This is a genomic window from Sulfurimonas iocasae, assembly GCF_047716755.1.
Classification (GTDB): Bacteria; Campylobacterota; Campylobacteria; order Campylobacterales; family Sulfurimonadaceae; genus Sulfurimonas.
The window spans coordinates 51,132-67,756 of the sequence record NZ_CP180409.1 but is presented as its reverse complement, the minus strand read 5'-3'; the positions used below and the strand labels follow the sequence as shown (position 1 = coordinate 67,756).

At 34.4% G+C, this 16,625-nt stretch carries 14 protein-coding genes and 1 pseudogene; 11 read left to right on the top strand and 4 right to left on the bottom strand.

The window, feature by feature from the left end; all coding sequences use genetic code 11:
• Nucleotides 1-501 precede the first annotated feature (501 nt).
• The 3 genes and pseudogenes from ACLHDE_RS00355 to ACLHDE_RS00345 form a co-directional block, all read left to right on the top strand.
• A pseudogene (locus tag ACLHDE_RS00355) lies at nt 502-732 on the top strand (methyl-accepting chemotaxis protein); the annotation flags it as partial.
• The gene (locus tag ACLHDE_RS00350) at nt 715-1,194 is read left to right on the top strand and encodes a CZB domain-containing protein (RefSeq protein WP_415398554.1); all 480 of its coding nucleotides are present in this window, start codon (nt 715-717) and stop codon (nt 1,192-1,194) included. The pseudogene ACLHDE_RS00355 and the gene ACLHDE_RS00350, both read left to right, overlap by 18 nt.
• 177 nt (nt 1,195-1,371) lie before the next feature.
• The gene (locus ACLHDE_RS00345; protein WP_415397174.1) at nt 1,372-2,871 is read left to right on the top strand and encodes a DUF4080 domain-containing protein; all 1,500 of its coding nucleotides are present in this window, start codon (nt 1,372-1,374) and stop codon (nt 2,869-2,871) included.
• A gap of 5 nt (nt 2,872-2,876) precedes the next feature.
• Here the strand turns inward: ACLHDE_RS00345 and ACLHDE_RS00340 are convergent, their stop codons facing one another.
• Nucleotides 2,877-3,185 carry a sulfite:cytochrome C oxidoreductase subunit B gene (locus ACLHDE_RS00340; protein ID WP_415397173.1) on the bottom strand — a complete coding sequence of 103 codons (309 nt, stop codon included), beginning with the start codon at nt 3,183-3,185 and terminating at the stop codon, nt 2,877-2,879.
• A gap of 9 nt (nt 3,186-3,194) precedes the next feature.
• Nucleotides 3,195-4,391: a molybdopterin-dependent oxidoreductase gene (locus ACLHDE_RS00335; protein WP_415397172.1), complete on the bottom strand. Its 1,197-nt coding sequence runs from the start codon at nt 4,389-4,391 to the stop codon at nt 3,195-3,197.
• A 186-nt stretch (nt 4,392-4,577) separates the two neighbouring features.
• Between ACLHDE_RS00335 and ACLHDE_RS00330 the strand changes: the two genes are divergently transcribed.
• Entirely contained in the window at nt 4,578-6,767 is a 2,190-nt protein-coding gene (locus ACLHDE_RS00330; RefSeq protein ID WP_415397171.1) for an ATP-binding protein, read from the top strand.
• Here the strand turns inward: ACLHDE_RS00330 and ACLHDE_RS00325 are convergent.
• Entirely contained in the window at nt 6,745-8,850 is a 2,106-nt protein-coding gene (locus tag ACLHDE_RS00325; RefSeq protein ID WP_415397170.1) for a helix-hairpin-helix domain-containing protein, read from the bottom strand. The two genes, ACLHDE_RS00330 and ACLHDE_RS00325, sit on opposite strands and share 23 nt — an antisense overlap.
• Before the next feature lie 180 nt (nt 8,851-9,030).
• Here ACLHDE_RS00325 and ACLHDE_RS00320 point away from each other — a divergent pair, with 180 nt between their 5' ends.
• The 4 genes from ACLHDE_RS00320 (at nt 9,031) to ACLHDE_RS00305 (ending at nt 12,442) form a co-directional block, all read left to right on the top strand.
• Complete coding sequence (locus ACLHDE_RS00320; protein WP_415397169.1) at nt 9,031-9,162, top strand: hypothetical protein; 132 nt, start codon at nt 9,031-9,033, stop codon at nt 9,160-9,162.
• A 127-nt stretch (nt 9,163-9,289) separates the two neighbouring features.
• Complete coding sequence (dnaG, locus tag ACLHDE_RS00315; protein ID WP_415397168.1) at nt 9,290-10,948, top strand: DNA primase; 1,659 nt, start codon at nt 9,290-9,292, stop codon at nt 10,946-10,948.
• Between the two features lie 14 nt (nt 10,949-10,962).
• Complete coding sequence (locus tag ACLHDE_RS00310) at nt 10,963-11,940, top strand: argininosuccinate synthase domain-containing protein (RefSeq protein ID WP_415397167.1); 978 nt, start codon at nt 10,963-10,965, stop codon at nt 11,938-11,940.
• 91 nt (nt 11,941-12,031) lie between these two features.
• On the top strand, nt 12,032-12,442 hold the full coding sequence (locus ACLHDE_RS00305; protein ID WP_415397166.1) for a hypothetical protein: 411 nt from the start codon (nt 12,032-12,034) through the stop codon (nt 12,440-12,442).
• Here ACLHDE_RS00305 and ACLHDE_RS00300 read toward each other — a convergent pair.
• Nucleotides 12,421-12,669 carry a hypothetical protein gene (locus ACLHDE_RS00300; protein ID WP_415397165.1) on the bottom strand — a complete coding sequence of 83 codons (249 nt, stop codon included), beginning with the start codon at nt 12,667-12,669 and terminating at the stop codon, nt 12,421-12,423. The genes ACLHDE_RS00305 and ACLHDE_RS00300 overlap by 22 nt on opposite strands.
• A gap of 188 nt (nt 12,670-12,857) precedes the next feature.
• Between ACLHDE_RS00300 and ACLHDE_RS00295 the strand changes: the two genes are divergently transcribed.
• From ACLHDE_RS00295 to ACLHDE_RS00285, 3 genes are all read left to right on the top strand, one after another.
• Nucleotides 12,858-14,492 carry a flagellar hook-length control protein FliK gene (locus ACLHDE_RS00295; protein WP_415397164.1) on the top strand — a complete coding sequence of 545 codons (1,635 nt, stop codon included), beginning with the start codon at nt 12,858-12,860 and terminating at the stop codon, nt 14,490-14,492.
• Between the two features lie 107 nt (nt 14,493-14,599).
• A complete protein-coding gene (locus ACLHDE_RS00290; RefSeq protein ID WP_415397163.1) occupies nt 14,600-15,268 on the top strand; it encodes a flagellar hook capping FlgD N-terminal domain-containing protein in 669 nt (222 codons plus the stop codon).
• An 18-nt stretch (nt 15,269-15,286) separates the two neighbouring features.
• Complete coding sequence (locus ACLHDE_RS00285) at nt 15,287-16,546, top strand: flagellar hook-basal body complex protein (protein ID WP_415397162.1); 1,260 nt, start codon at nt 15,287-15,289, stop codon at nt 16,544-16,546.
• Nucleotides 16,547-16,625 lie beyond the last annotated feature (79 nt).

The following is a 16,625-nucleotide window of genomic DNA, read 5'->3' as shown; positions in this document are numbered from 1 at the left end:
CATATACCTGATGATAACTCAGCAATTTCAACTCATGCATGGGCTCTAAATGATCTATTAGATCAACTTGAGGCATTTATGAGAGATACAGAGACAACAATAGAGTATGCAGCTGTTGGCAAGACGTATAGAAGAACATATCCTGCAGGACTGCATGGAATCTTTCGTAATACATCTGAAACTCTAAATAGTGCTATTGCATCTATTGCCAGCGGTTATGAGACAAAAATCAGAGGCGAACTTGCTCATAATCTAAGTATTTTAGGTGGTGGTGTCAGTTCAGGTTTAAGTGTGATTCAAGAAGATATTAATACTTCTCAGGTAAATTCTGCTCAAATCGTTGAAGTTGCTCAAAAAACTGCAGAAGAATCATCAAAAAGTTTAAGTAGTGTTGTAGAAATCGGTGAAAGACTAAATAACTTAGTTGATCTTATAGCATCTAGCCATGAGGGGATTGTAAGCCTTGAGCAGCGTTCAAAAGAGATTTCAGAAGTTGTTAATCTAATTAAAGATATTGCAGACCAAACAAATTTACTCGCTCTTAATGCCGCCATCGAAGCTGCCCGAGCAGGTGAACATGGACGCGGCTTTGCCGTTGTTGCTGATGAAGTTCGTAAACTTGCAGAACGTACGCAAAAAGCTACAAATGAGATTGAGATAAATATCTCGACTCTTCAACAAGATGCTAACGACATGAGAACAAACTCTGATAATATTTCAGAGATTGCACAAAATTCAAATGATGTTATACATGAATTTGAAACTACTTTCTCACAACTAAACTCTCTAGCTGAAAACTCGTCATATTCTGCTATACAGATTCAGAACCGTCTATTTACTACTCTTGTAAAAGTTGACCATATCATTTTTAAATCTAATGCCTACTCAGCTGTTTTAGAAGCAGATAAGAAAGCAGTTTTTGCAGACCATAAAAACTGTCGTATGGGTAAATGGTACCTTGGCATTGGTGAAGAGAGGTTTGGACACACTAAAGCATTTAAAGAGATGGACGCGCCACACGCTCTTGTTCACAGCTCAGTATTTAAAAACTTAGAATTTGTAAAAGATGATACAACATTAAAGTTTGAAAATCCAAGAATAATTGTTGAGAATTTCACAACTATGGAAGAAGCTTCTAAAAAGCTTTATACAAAACTCGACCATATGATAGAGGAATTCAATGCCAAGAAGTAGTATTTTATATTTACTCGACATTAACTTATACTTAATATAATTACTAATCTCAATTGTGTTTCCCCCTTTCATAAGCGAGAAAATAGACTCCTATAAATTTTTAAACAGACCAAGTTACTTCCCCTTTTTTTTCAACTTGGTCTGTTTTATCCTCCCCCTTTATGATAAAATTCTAAAATGATAATACTAACAACTTTAAACTCAAGATATACCCATAGCTCTATTGGCCTTAGATATTTATATGCAAATTTAAAAGACCTACAAAATGATTCAAAGATAATGGAGTTTAGTATCAATGACTCCGTTCAAACAATAGCAGAAAAGCTGCTAATAGACTCTCCAAAAATTATTGGCATCGGTGTTTACATATGGAATGCAAAAGAAGTTAGTGAACTTTTACACATAATTAAAAAGATATCTCCCCAGACTAAAATAATTCTTGGTGGACCTGAAGTCACACATGAACCCTTTAGAGTTAACTTCGACGAAGCAGATTTCATCATACAAGGAGAGGGAGACATCGCTTTTTATGAACTTTGTAGGGATATACTAAACGATAATTATATAGAGAACAAAATCATCAAAATGGCCCTTCCATCATTAAAAGAGATTGCCTTACCCTATGAATACTATACAGATGATGATATAAAAAATCGATACCTCTACGTAGAGGTATCAAGAGGTTGTCCTTTTGAGTGTGAGTTTTGTCTCTCCTCTATGGATGAAAAAGTTAGAGCCTTTGACTTAGAAGCAGTACTAGAAGAGTTTGAAAAACTTTGGCAAAGAGGAGCTAGAAACTTCAAATTTGTAGATAGAACATTTAATCTTAACATGTTAACTGCAAACAAAATCTTAGATTTCTTTTTGACAAAAGAGCCTCCCTACTTTGCACACTTCGAAGTAATCCCAGACCATTTCCCATCTTCAATCAAAGAGAAAATAAAACAGTTTCCAGAGGGAGCACTACAGTTAGAGATTGGTATCCAGACACTAAATCCAGAGATTGCCAATAATATTTCAAGACAACTAAAACTTGATAAGATTAAAGAGAACATTAGATTTTTAGAAAATGAGACTTATGCCCACATTCACCTTGATCTCATAGTAGGTCTTCCTGGTGAAGCTCTTGAGAGTTTTGGAGCAAATTTGAATGAGCTTGTGAGTTTAAGTAGCTGTGAGATACAGATAGGTATACTTAAAAAGCTCTCAGGAACCTTCATTAATAGACATGATTTAGAACATGGTATGGTCTATAGTGATGTACCACCATATGACATCCTAAAAAACGCAAAACTAAGTTTTAGTGATATTCAGATTATGAAAAGATTTGCAAGATTTTGGGACCTAACATACAATAGTGGAAACTTTAAAAAGAGTGCGCCACTATTATGGCAAGACTCTAGAGAAGTTTTTAAAAACTTTTATAATTTTAGTGCATGGATATATACTCAAACAGATTCTACATGGAAGATTTCACTTCAAAGACTTGGAGAACTGCTCTTTTCATACTTAAAAGATATAAAAAAACTCGAACCTAAGCTTATAGCATCTGTAATGCTCGAAGATATGATGAAACTAAAAGGAAGAGCTATTCCAACCTACTTAAAGCCTTATAGTAAAAACTTTACTGCAGATGCAAAAAGCGGGACTGCAGGATTTAACAAAAGACAGATTTAATAATATTAGTTGAGTTCACCATTACCATAGTATTTAAAAAGATAATCTGTTATTGCTTTTTCATCTCTAGTAGAGATAGGAGCTTTATAAACTTCTCTCATTTTAACAACTGATTTGTTCCAAAATTTTCGAGATTGTTTTCCTTGGTTTAGGATGTAACCATACGAGTGGCACCATTGGCAGTTTCTCTGCATCACTTTGAAATTCTTATCTTTAGCCATTTTAAAGGTAATGCTAGGAAGTTTTACTTCCTCTGTATACCCAGCCAAGAGATTAGAAGCTAAAAGTAGGGTGATTAATAATATTTTTGTCATCATATCTCCCTAAACCACTGTGATAGTGACACTATCGATGCCGTTATATTTGTATCCGCCGTGATTCCACTGTATATCTTTTGCAAATGGTTGTTCTTCTCCACTGTTATTTACTGCCTTCGCCATAAGTGTCATTTCACCTTTACTCTTAGGTTTAAAAGCAAACTTAAACTCTCTAAAAGCATGTAAAGAGAGCTCTTTGCCAAGCTCTGCTTTTTGCCAAATTTTTCCAGCATCTACAGAGATTAAAACTTCTTTTATTCCATGTCCGCTGTCAAAAGCTACACCCTTTAGAGTTACATTTGAGTTTACGTTTATCTTAGTCTTGCTTGTCGGATAAGCTATAACAGATTTTATATCCATAGTCGTTATAGGTTTAGTCTTCTCGTAATAATTATCTGGTGTCTCACACTCACACTCATTGTCAGGTACACGGTAAGCACTATCCATATAGTAAAGCTCTTTATACTCTTTCATAACAGTAATATTGCTTAGCATCTTTACCCAACTATCAGAAAATGAGCCTGGAATAACAAGACGAACAGGATAACCGTTTAGATATGGCAACTCTTCGCCGTTCATCTCATAAGCGATAATTACATCATCTTTTATCTCATGAAGTGCTAATTCTCTCATAAAACTTTGGGTCTTGTGAAAAGCTGCTTTGTCATCACCGTTTAAACCTATCCAGTTTGCATCTTGTTTAAGACCTGCTTTTTTTAGAACATCCTTTAGCCTTACACCCTTCCACATGGCACAACCCATAGCTCCATTACCCCATTGGATACCGCTGGTAGTAGGTACAAATGCTGAACGAGAGTTTCCACCGCATTGCATTACCGCAGTTAGTTCAACTTGCTCATAATCATTTTTAAGATCACTTAGAGAGAGGTATAGATGATTCTCAACCTCACCGCTAACTTTGATGCGATAAGTATCGATGCTGACGTGAGTAGGAATGTTTGGCATGTGCCATCTAACAAAAAACTCATCATTTGGAGTTATAGATTTTGTAAAAACTTCTATGGGAGTCTCCAAGATAGGAGGTCTATCAGAGTACGTAATAAGTGGTCTTTTCTCAGGAAATGCAACATCTGAGACGCTTTGAGAAGCTATAGGTTGTCTTGTAATTGCAGACGCGGGTGTGGTGCTAAGAGCAACAGCAGATGCCACAAGTGATAATTTAAAAAAATCTCTTCTTTGCATATTAGTCCTAAATAATTTTTTATTATCTTAACACAAATCAGAAGAAAAAATCATGCCAAATGACAGCTTTCATTATCTGTCCATTTTAATAATTAATAGTATTTTCTTGAATAGTTTGGTTATAATTATCGTAAACTTGCATTTTTAAAGATAGAGAAGGAAGATGAATTGTCACACACTCTCAAGTTGAAAATTTTTCTCCCTATCATCTTACTCACAATCCTAGAAGTTTTGATTATTACAAAGGTTTCCTCTTCTTTACATAAGAACAGTATACGTGAGGATACGATCGAATATGCCCTCAGGACTATAGAACAGTATAAAGAGATACGTCAATACTACAGTAATAATATCATAAGTAAAGTTCTTAAGTATTCAGACCTTAAAGTTGATTCAAATCACAAAAATACTTCAAATACTATTCCACTTCCAGCTACTTTCATCCATGACTTGAGCGAAAATATAACCAAAAATATTGACGGGATACAGATTAAACTATATAGTGATTACTCATTTGCAAATCGTGAAAATAAACTACTTGATACGTTTGGAAAAAAATCTATAAGCTACTTTAGAAAGCATGGTACTCAAGAGCCACTTATTTCTGATGATATTGTAGACGGAGTAGAAGTTGTAAGAGTCGCAATAGGAGATGTTATGAATGACATATCATGTGTTAACTGTCATAACACGAGACTTGATACTCCGAAAAAAGACTGGAAACTTGGTGATATTCGTGGGGTGATTGAAGTAATCATCCCTGTACAAGAGCAAGGAGAACGGTATGATATTCTTACAGGTTATATAGATATTATGCTTCTAGTGTCAGGGCTTTTACTTGCAATCTTAATATATTTAATTGTCTCATACTTTACTAACTCAGAGAAAAAACGTCAAGAAGATTTAAAAGAGAAGCAATACAAGCTAAATAAAACAGTTAGATCTTTTGGTCAAAATGTGATAGCCTCAAATACTGACTTATATGGATTTATTACTTATGTAAGTAAGGCGTTTTGTGACATCAGTGGTTATTCAGAGAAAGAGCTTATTGGGCGATCACACAACATAGTACGTCATCCTGATATGCCAAAAGAGTTGTATAAAGATATGTGGAAAAGTATCAAAAATGGTCAGCCTTGGGAAGGGGACATAAAAAATAAAAATAAAGCTGGTGAGTTCTACTGGGTAAGAAGCACTCTCCTTCCCGATTATGACTACAATAGAAGGTTGGTAGGTTATAGCTCTATTCGTCACGATATAACAGCGCAAAAGGTCAAAGAAGAGTTCTTTTCAAATATGTCCCATGAACTTCGTACTCCACTAAACGCTATACTCGGATTTTCAAACATTTTAAATAAACAAATAAGTGATAAAAAGCATAGAGAATATCTTGGTCATATAGATACAAGTTCAAAACAACTACTAAACCTTATCAATGATATTTTAGACCTCTCAAAAATAAAAACAGGTGAGTTTACTATTGAACCTCATGAGTTTAATGCTTATGATGAACTCCAAGGATATTCTAAACAGTTTGAATGTCTGCTTAGTGAAAAAGAGATATCTTTCCAAACATATATAAGCAATAACTTAAAAGGTATTTTTGTTGGAGACTGGTTTAGAATAAGTCAGATTATACTAAATCTTCTCTCTAATGCCATAAAATTTACTCCTGAGGGTGGAACGATAACACTTGATATTGAGTATATAGATGAGAACTTTTCTATAGTTGTAAAGGATACCGGAATAGGTATGCCTATGGATGTTCAGGATAAGATTTTTAAACCTTTTGTTCAGGCTGATGGATCTACTACAAGAAAGTATGGTGGAACTGGCTTAGGACTTAGCATCACACAAAAGCTTATAGAATTAATGAATGGAGAACTTACACTTGATAGCAAAGAGGGTAAAGGCTCAATATTTACTGTTAGAATTCCTTTAAAAAAGACATCTTCAAATACTATAGAAATATTGAAAGCTGATGCAGACGAAGTATGTCGTAGAAATCTAAGAGGGAAAGTCTTAGTAGCTGAAGACAATAAAACAAATCAGATATTAATAGAACTTCTTTTAGAAGAGATAGGTGTTGAATGTGACATAGTGGGGGATGGAGAGAAAGCTCTGCAGATGTATGACCCTGATATTCACAAGCTTATACTAATGGATGAAAATATGCCAAATATGAATGGCATAACATCTATGCATATCATAAAAGAGACGCACGGCACCAGATGCGGTCCTATCATCGCTCTTACTGCAAATGTCATGGAGGGAGATAGAGAACGCTTCTTAAAAGAAGGAATGGATGAGTACCTGTCTAAACCTATAAATGAGACACAGCTTTACGATATGCTCAAAAAGTTTTTAAAAGACTAAGTCCGACTTTACCTTTTTCATTATCTACAGAGACTACTTCTATTTGTGGTAAAAACTGGTTTAGCGATAAAACTTCGAGCGGATGTGAAATACGTTTTTCACTCATCTTTGATATATGAATCATCCCGTCATTTTTTAGCCCAATATCTACAAATGCACCAAAATCTGCGATGTTTCGAACGACTCCTGAGACAAAACTACCCTCTTTAAGCAGTTTAATGTCCGTTACGTCTTCTTTAAATGGTATGGCAGGTAAATCCTCTCTTGGATCAAATCCGGGCTTTAAAAGCTCTTTAATAATGTCTTTTAGAGTCTCTTTACCAACTCCTAACTCTTTTGCTTTTGCATCTACATCTATTTTACTGAGGTCTAAGCCGTTTAGCTGTTTTGCAATAGCATAACTCTCAGGGTGGATGCCGGAGTTGTCAAAAATATTTTTACCATTCTTGATTCGGATAAATCCCGCTGCTTGCTCATAAGCTTTTTTGCCTAAACCCTTTACTTTTAACAGTTCATCTTTTGTTGTAAAATTTCCGTTTTCATCACGGTATGAGATAAGATTTTGAGCTATTTTAGTACCGATGCCTGCAACATGAGAAAGTAGAGATGCAGAAGCAGAGTTTATATCTACACCTACCCGGTTTACAAGGTCACATGTTACATCATCAAGTCTTTTAGCTAAAAGTTTCTGATCGACATCGTGCTGATACTGGCCGATACCAAGAGATTTTGCATCTATCTTTACCAGAGTTGCCATCGGGTCGCGAAGTCTCTGAGCTATGGATATAGCACCTCGAATAGTCACATCCAAATCAGGATACTCATCCTGTGCAAGCTTAGATGCAGAGTACACAGATGCACCTGCTTCTGAAACTACTGTATAGTTTAAATTTGCACCTTCTTCACGGTTAAGTCTTGCAAAGAACTCTTGTGTCTCACGCGAGCCTGTACCATTCCCAATGGCCACACCCGTAATCTTATACTTGTTTGTTAGTTGAAGCACCTTTTTCTTAGAGTTTTCATAGTCATTTTTTGGCTGTGTGGGATATATTACCGCTGACTCCAAGTAGTTAGAGTTTTCATCTATAACAGCTAGTTTACACCCACTAACGAAAGCTGGATCTACACCTAAGAGAACTCTCTTAGTAACTGGTGGTGTCATAAGAAGCTGGTTAAGGTTTTTACCAAATACATTAATGGCGGATGCATCTGCTTTTTCTTTTACTTCTGCATGAACTTCTCTCTCCAATGATGGAAGAAGAAGTCTCTTTAATCCGTCTTTGTACGCTTCAAATAAAAACTCACTAGAGCTAGATGCATGACGAGGAATCTTATACTGTTTGATATTTTCTTCTATACGCTTTATATCAGTGGTTATCTTTACAGATAACTCTTTTTCTTTCACTCCACGCATAATAGCAAGATAACGATGCGATGGAATGTAAGCTATCTTTTCACTCTTTCCTGCAAAGTTTTTAAAGGTTCCATTTTCATCAAAATGTTTTGTCTTTTTAGTCTCCAACTCTCCAAAACGTAGCATAGAGTTACGGATAGCTTCACGTTCACGAGGCAAGTCGGCATATCTTTCAGCCAAAATGTCTTGAGCACCTTTTATAGCATCTTGGGCTGACTCTACTTTGCCTTTTACAAATTTCTTGGCTTCTTGCTTAAACTCTAGAGTAGTGAGTCTTGCACTTTGAAGAGTGTTTGCAAGAGGAGTAAGACCATTTGCCATGGCAGTCATAGCACGAGAACTCTTCTTCTCTTTAAAAGGTCTGTAGATATCTTCAACAGCACGAAGTGTCTCAGCATCTAAAATACTTTGTTTTATCGTCTCTGTCAAAGTAGCCCTCTCAGCGATAAGACGGGAAACCTCTTCTTTACGATCCAGAAGATTTTTAGAACTAAGATAAAAAGTTTCAAATTCACGAAGAACTTCATCGTTCGCTCCACCAGTCATCTCTTTACGATAACGTGCAATAAAAGGAATAGTAGAGCCTTCATCAAGAAGTTTTAAAATGTTTTGAATATGTTCTTTTTTTAGATTTGTCTTTTGTATCAGTAGGGTTATTAGATTTTTCAAATTTAGTTTCTTTTTAAAGAAATTATACTCTATATTAAAGTATGCAACATAAATTATATAGAATTTTGGAATTTAATAGTGAATATTGATGTATATCAATACACTAATATCTTAAATAGGATAAAATTTGTCCGATTTAAAAATACTAGAGCGTAATGCGTTCTTACCAAAGGAAACAAAATGAAAACAATCATTTTATTAGTCACGTTAACATTAGGTGCTCTTCAAGCTGACAACATTGTAACTTATGATACACAAGATACAAAAAATCCAATTAGCAAGCCTAATCATCCAAGTTCAGAAATATACTAATCATATAAATCTGATTTTATTCTTCCTCCTTTAACAGGCTCTTTTGAGTCTGTTTAATCACCCAATTTTTTAAACTTATAACTTACATTGATGAAAGAAATAAGTATATTATTGATATAATCATATTATGATTACTCAAGACTCCATAGAAGCCCTAAAATCACGCCTTGATATTGTTGATGTTGTAGGCTCATATGTGGAGCTGAAAAAAGCTGGTGCGAATTATAAAGCACCTTGCCCATTTCATGATGAAAAATCACCATCTTTTGTAGTAAGCCCTTCTAAAGGGATATACCACTGTTTTGGTTGTGGTGCAGGTGGTGATAGTATTAAGTTTACCATGGAATATGAAAAGCTTAACTATCCAGAAGCACTTGAAAAATTAGCACAAAACTACAATTTTACTCTCAGTTATACGGATAACAAACATAACAAACCACGCTCACAAGTTATGGATAAACTAAATGAGTGGTATCAAAATCTTCTTACTTCAAAACAATCTGCTTTAGCTTATATAAAGGAACGTGGCATCTATGAGAGTAGCGTTGAGAAATTTGGCATCGGTTACGCACCTGAATCAGATGCAACTATCAACTACATAAAATCTCAACTATTTAGTATGAACGAAGCCATAGATATGGGTGTTGTCGGTTATGACGGTGGAAGAAATTTTGCTAGATTTATCGAGCGTATAACATTTCCAATTCATTCGGCAAATGGCTCAATCGTTGGTTTTGGTGGTAGAACTATAACGGGACATCAAGCAAAATATGTAAACTCTCCTGAGACAGCATTTTTTAACAAATCCCGTCTTTTATATGCTTATCATCACGCCAAACAAACACTGCATAAAACAAAAGAGATAATTATAACAGAGGGTTACCTTGATGTCATTATGCTCCATCAAGCTGGATTTACAAATGCTGTAGCAACACTTGGAACAGCTCTAACACCTGAGCATCTGCCTCTGCTTAGAAAAGGAGAGCCAAGAGTTGTTATGGCTTATGATGGCGATAAAGCAGGTCGCGCAGCCGCGCTAAAAGCATCTAGACTGCTTAGTGCTAGTGGATTTAATGGTGGTGTTGTTATTTTTGGCGATGGACTAGACCCAGCCGATATGGTACATAAAGGTGCTGTAGAAGAACTAGCTACTATGTTTAGAGATGCAAAGCCATTTATAGAGTTTGTTTTAGAAGAACTGCTCTCACTTTATGATTTGCGTGATCCAAAAGCTAAAGAATCATGTATGCAAGAGGGCATCGCTTACTTAAAGAGCCTCTCTCCACTCCTTCAAGAAGAGTATAAAACATTTTTAGCGTCTCGTTTGGGAGGATTAGGTGTCAGTCCATCATTAGTTAGAATGGGACAAGCACCAATAGATAAAAACGCTCCACTTATGCAAAAAAATACTCATAAAGATATGTGGGAGCTTAGTCTTATAAAGACAGTATTGGAGCATTCTGAATTAGTTAATCAAATGCTAGATGCACTTGACCCATCTTTGCTGCAGTTTCACTCCAGAGAATTTTCACTTGCACTTCAAGGAAAAATGGATGAGCCTTCACTTATGGCCATAGCAGTTGATGATCAGATAAAATCACTTAAAGATGAAGAATCTCTCAAAGCTGAACTTATACCATTTTTGAGCAAACATTATGAGAGAGAGTTAAGAAAAGTAGACATGCAAACGACAATGTCTTTTGAGCAAAAGGCTTTTTATATTCGTAAGTTTCGTGGAAAAATCTCAAAATTAAAACGAGGTGAATTAGTGACTTTTAAAGACTAATTAAAAGGAAGAAAATGAAAGCAATAGCACTTTTTAGTGGTGGATTAGACTCAACTTTAGCGATGAAGTTAATAATAGACCAAGGAATTGATGTCTTGGCCGTAAACATCAATACAGGTTTTGGCAGTACAAAAGATAGACTTGAACATATGCAAAACATGTGTGATCAAGTTGGTGCAGAGCTTAAAATTATCGACATTCAGAGCGAGTTTTTACAAGATGTACTGTTTGACCCAAAACATGGTTATGGAAAAAATTTCAATCCTTGTATAGATTGCCATGCTAAGATGTTTGCTGTTGCCAAGCGCATCATGGAAGCAGAAGGTGCTAGCTTTTTAGTAAGTGGAGAGGTTATGGGTCAGCGTCCTATGAGCCAAAACAAAGATGCACTTCAAACAGTTTTAAATGAGAGCAACTGTGATGGACTTCTTCTTCGACCAATGTCTGCAAAAATGCTTGTTCCAACAATCGCAGAACAAAATGGTTGGGTAGATAGAGAAAAACTAGAAGGTATTACCGGCAGAAGTCGTGACAGACAATTAGAGTTGGCAAAAGAAATAGGTCTTGCTGATTTTGAGTCTCCCGGTGGAGGATGTCTTTTAACTGATGAAAACTTTAGTAAAAAGATAGTTGATTTTATTAAGCATGATAATTTTGAAGTAAAAGATATTCCTGTTATGAAGTTTGGACGTCATCTTCGTCTAAGTGACGGGGCAAAACTTGTAGTTGGAAGAAACAAAGAAGAGAACGGTTATCTTCAAAATATAGAAAATGACAAGTTCTTTCACGTAAAAACTGTAGGCATTCCAGGACCTCATTCTCTTCTTAGCAAAGACGCAAGTGATTCAGATAAAGAGCTCGCTACAAAAATCATACTCAGTTACACAAAAGCTGACCCTCTCAAAACTTTTGGAATTATTTATGATGATGTTCAACTAAAAGGATCAGCATTTGAAACACGTGAAGAAGCTAACGAGTATAACGTTTTATAATTTATAAGATTTTAGGATATACTAATACAATATGATTTATAATTAACTTTAGTCGCCTTAGTGGCGCAAGCGAAGATAAAGGAACTTACAGATGGCTGGTATTCATTTTCAATTTGAAGATTTTAAACAACTTCTTCGCTTAAATATAGGAATAGCTGATAGATTAGATGAAAATCGTGCTGAGAGTTTTACAGTTTTATACTGTGATTTGAATAGTATACATGATGAAAAAGTCACTAAAGCCTTAGAAAAAATACTTAGGACTTCTGATACTATAGCTAACCATAAAACAGATTACTTCTTTGTTCTACCATATACTGACAAGTATGGTGCAGATATTGTTAAAAAACTTTTTGATAAATATTTTGATACATATTTAAACTCTTTTTTATTAAGTTATCCAGTAGATGGTGAAAGTGCAGATGAATTGACGGAAGTTCTTCAAAACAGTGTAAAACATTTTTGTAAAAAAGATTTAAGTTATTTGGACTCTTTAAAATAGTTTTTATTGTTTTTATAAAATTCTATCGCCTCTGATATTTTCTGCTCGTTATAAACTTTTTTATCACACACCCATCTACATTTTAATTTTTCATTTTCAGAAGCCTTAATATTTTCGGTTCTTTTCGTTGTTTCATAAGCTGATAGATTAAAGTTATTTACTTTTGAATCAAAAGGGCTTACAGCCAACAAAAGTACCGGTAAAAATATTAAAACTACTATATTCAAAATAACAATCCTTATAAAACTCAGATTACTAACTCTGATAATCCAAACACATTGTATCATATTGCTTATATAAAATAGGAAAGTTTAATAAAAATGATCTATTTTGAAACAAAAATACTACTCTTGGAATAATAAATGCTTTATTATGTGAAAATCCCATCTTTTTGGGACATGTTAAGGAATATATGATGATTTTAGTAGAGTCAAAACAACCAACGTCTAAATCTTCAGTCCTAAATACAACACCTCAAGATGAAAAATCATCTCTGTCTTTTTCAGAATTATTAAAAGGTGCTGATAAAAAGGGTGAAAAAGCTCTTGAAGGCAAGGGCGTATTTTTAGCTCTTGACAATAAAGAAAAAGATTTAAAACAAAATACTAAAGTTGCTCTAAAAGATACTAGTAAAGTTTTAAATATCACTAGTGATGAAAAAGACATTATGGCTAAACCAGTTATAAAAGACGATGCATTAGTCTTAGCTCTAGGAAATGACAAAGGTGAAGCAAAAAAAATTCCAAAAAATAGTGAAAAAAGAGATGCTTTAATATCTCTATTAAAGGGAAAAGAGACTTCAGTAAGTGAGATAAAAGATGCCTTAGCATCAAAAACAAAATCAACACATGAAGCAGTTTCAAGAGAGTTTAAAACTCTAATATTAGATGCTAAAGATTATTTAAAGTCTAAGCTTGCAAAAGGTGATGAGTACAATAAAACAGAGATGAAAGAGATTAAACAATCTCTTAAAGGTATTACAAATCTTGCTCAAAAAATTGGTGTTGATCTTGTAAAAGCAAGTATTGAAGAAGTTAGAGTAAACAAACAGAGTGACCCAAAAAATTTGGAACTTAAAGCTACTCCATTAAGAGATGCGACGGAGCCTTTTACTAAAGTTGATAAATCAAATGTAACTAATATAAAAAACAGTAAAAACGTAGAAGATAGTAGTTCAAATTTGACAAAAGTAATTGATAAATTAGAAACATATAAAACTAAAATACAAAATGAAGATGAATCAAAAAATAAAATAGTAGAGGGAAATAAACAAGCTGAATTTATAAAACCAAGTCCATTGGTCAGTGCTAAAATCTCTCCTGAACATACTACAGAGCAAATTGTTACGACAAAACAGCTTAAAGCAGAAGATAAATCACCAAAAGAAAAAGCTAATGAAACATTAAAACTACTACTACGTGGAGAAAAAGCTTCAGAAGCTAACAACAAACTAACTCCAGATTTTTCTGTTGCAACAGCCAAAGTAATTGCTCCTAGTGCAACTACAGACGTTACAAAGAATTTGGAAAAACTTCTTCATGGAGAGTCTTCAACTGAACAACATAGCAACTCCAACACAAAAATTGAAGCTGGTGCAACTTTAAAAGCTGATAGTTTCGAAGTAAAACTAAATGAAGCAAAACAGATGATTAAGTATATTTCACAAGATGTAAAAGCTGCAATAGAAGATTATAAGTCTCCTTTTACAAGGGTAAAAGTTCAGTTAAATCCGCAGAGACTTGGTGAAGTTGACTTAACAATAGTCCAAAGAGGTAAAAATCTTCATGTTAATATTAGCTCAAATAATACAGCAATAAATACGCTCTCAATGAATGCAAATGAGCTAAGAACACAGTTAAATAATAATGGAATAAATAATGCTACATTAAACTTTAATGATAGCTCACAAAATAGTAATAACTCTGCACAACAGCAGCAAAATCGCCAAAATGAGCGTAAAGCTAATGAAGAGTATAACTATTTTGATGAGACAGAAGCAAATGAAGAAGTTCTAAGTTCATTAGAAATTGTAGTAGCAAACTACGCTTAGCTTTAGTGACCACAGCGGTCTAAGTGAAGTAAAAGGGTCTTCTTCCTTTTACTTACAAACAGATGAAGGTTTCCTTCATTTTAAGAAATAAAATTAAGGAGTCTATTGTGGCAATTACAGCAACAGGCACAAATGCAGCATTAGAACATACAAAGCAAAAAATAGCTGACACAGTGAAAGATAAAACAGCTTTAGGTAAAGATGATTTTATGAAACTACTTTTAGTAGAACTCCAACATCAAGATCCAACAGAACCAATGGACAGTGAAAAGATATTGACACAAACTTCTCAACTAGCTACTCTTGAAGCAGCTGATAAAACAAATAAATCATTAGAAAACCTAGCTAGCGCTTTAAACTCTTCACAGCAATTCACAACTATTTCAGCTATTGGAAAAACAGCAAGCTTAGGTAATAGTTCTATTACTTACAGTGAGGGTGATGTATCTACTTTTGAAGTATATTTCCCACAAGATGTATCAAAAGGATCTTTAGAAATTAAAGATCTTGCAGGAAATACTATCAGTACCATAGAAGTAGAACCAAATAAAGCAGGTGTTTATCGCTTTGACTGGGATGGTAGATTAAATGACGGGAGTAGTGCTGAAAGTGGCATCTATGATGTAACCGCTTCATATAGCAATCCTGCCGGGGAACAATTAACTACAAAGTTTGGATCTTACCCGATAGAGTCAGTTAAATTTGATCAAGGTAAAACCTATCTAAAAGTTGGTTCTAATTATGTGCCATTAGACAAAATATCAGAAGTATATTAGAAATCAAAGGCCTACAAAATGATGACTAAAGCTTTTTATACTGGATTATCGGGATTAAAATCTAATCAAACGGCAATAGATTTAAAAGCTGATAATCTGTCAAATATTTCTACTGTCGGTTTTCGCTCATATAATACAGAATTTGCTTCTATGTTTGAAGACTCTCTAAATACAACTGCTACTGGAACTAATAACAATAGTATCGGATATGGTGTTCAGGTACAAACTACTTCTATGAATAGAAACCCTGGAACTATGGTTTTTTCTGAGAAAAGTACAGATTTAGCAATACTGGGAGATGGCTGGTTCGGTATTCAAGGTAAGAGTGAACCGCTCTATACTCGTGCGGGTAACTTTACTTTTGATAGAGATAATGATTTAGTTACACAAGATGGACATTATGTTTTGGGAACAATGGGTACAAATATTGGCGAGAATAATGAAATTACAAAAATTGTAGATGAAGTTAAACTAGGCGCAATAGACTCTCAAGAGAAACTTCGTTTTCCAAAAAATTTATCATACCCTACAAAACCCACACAAAATGCTAAATTTAGTGGTAACCTAGGTATAGCAGATGAGGTTAGAAACATCGGGGCAACTGTTGTTGATGCAGATAACAATAGAAATCATTTGAAACTTACTTTTACAAAATCTGTGCCACAAGAAGCATCTGGAACACAGTGGGATGTCACAGCAATCACTCAAAGTCTTGATGGTGAAGAAATATATGACACTAAGACAGGTGTAGTGAAATTTGGTACTGATGGCTCTTTGGCTTCAAACTCATTGACAAGCATTGATAATAATGGAACAGAAGTAAAAATTAATCTAGGAAGTGGATTTGATGGTTTTGTTTCTATTAACAATTTTGATGTTTCTTCTTCTAGTGTAACAGACGGAGCTGTTGGCGGAGATTTAGAAGGTTATACAATCAATAAAAATGCGGAAGTAATAGCAACATTTACAAATGGACAGCAAAGTAGTGTAGGAAAAATTGCTATTTTTCATTTTAGAAATGAGCAAGGACTTGACCGTGCAAGTGGAGCAAGATTTTTCTCCAGTAGCAATAGTGGAAAACCATTGTTTTATCAAGATATTAACGGAAATAATGTTATAGGTGCAGATATTCTAAATTATAATCTTGAAAGCTCAAATGTAAACTTACCAGCTGGATTAACAGACTTGATAATACTACAAAGAGCGTATGATGCAAACTCAAGATCTATAAGTGCAGCGGACGAGATGATGCAAAAAGCTCTCCAAATGGACGCATAAAATAATTTATAAAGTTGGCACAAAAAGTGCTACATAATTTAAACTAAAGTTTACTTCTAAAAAGTAAATTCAAAAGGAT